The following is a 1,079-nucleotide window of genomic DNA, read 5'->3' on the forward strand; positions in this document are numbered from 1 at the left end:
GAACGATTGCGAAGATAAGCCAAATCTTTTAATAACTGTTGGCTATCACCACCGTTATTAAGATTAATCCCCAAAGCCGCTAAATCCGCATCTACCATTAATTTTACCAGTCCCTCGAACGTCACCGACGGCTGCCAACCTAATTTCTCTCTGGCTTTTGTGGAATCTCCTATCAATAAATCCACTTCCGCTGGACGCAAATAACGTTGATCAAACTCCACATAATCCTGCCAATTTAAATTAACGTATTGGAAAGAAATATCGAGAAACTCCCGGATAGAATAGGTTTCATTTGTCGCCACCACATAATCATCCGGTTCTTGCTGTTGTAACATTAACCACATCGCCCGCACATAGTCCTTAGCATAACCCCAATCCCGTTTAGAATCGAGATTTCCTAGATAGAGTTTTTTCTGTTGTCCAGCAATAATTCTGGCCAAAGCGCGGGTAATTTTGCGCGTGACAAAAGTTTCTCCCCGACGGGGGGATTCATGGTTAAATAAAATGCCGTTGCAGGCAAATAAGTCGTAGGATTCCCGATAGTTGATTGTTTGCCAGTGACCGTAAACTTTCGCACAAGCGTAGGGACTGCGGGGATAAAATGGCGTGGTTTCTTTTTGGGGAACTTCCATGACTTTTCCGAACATTTCCGAGGAACCTGCTTGATAGAAACGCACTTCGATGCCAGTTCTTTTTTGGTAATCCCGAATTGCTTCTAGTAGTCTCAAAACTCCCACCCCTACAGCATCAACGGTGTATTCTGGGGCATCAAAACTAACTCGCACATGGGATTGTGCGCCTAAATTATACACTTCTACCGGTTGCACTTGTTCAAGGATACGCCGCAGGGTCGTCCCGTCGGTGAGGTCGCCATAATGAAGAAATAATTTAGCATCCGGCTGGTGGGGGTCAATGTAGATATGATCGATGCGATCGGTGTTAAAAGTTGAAGTACGACGGATGATACCGTGGACTTCATAGCCTTTTTCTAATAATAATTCGCTCAGATAGGAACCATCTTGACCGGTGATGCCGGTAATTAGGGCGCGTTTAGCTTCAGTCATCAGTAATTTACCTAA

1 protein-coding gene is annotated in these 1,079 nt (G+C 44.3%); it reads right to left on the reverse strand.

The window, feature by feature from the left end; genetic code table 11:
* The coding region (gene gmd, locus IQ234_RS20850) for a GDP-mannose 4,6-dehydratase (RefSeq protein WP_172456320.1) at nt 1-1,064 on the reverse strand (1,064 nt) is incomplete at its 3' end.
* Between the last annotated feature and the right edge of the window lie 15 nt (nt 1,065-1,079).

Origin of the sequence: Microcystis aeruginosa LEGE 91341 (assembly GCF_015206885.1) — a bacterium.
GTDB classification, from domain to species: Bacteria; Cyanobacteriota; Cyanobacteriia; order Cyanobacteriales; family Microcystaceae; genus Microcystis; species Microcystis aeruginosa_H.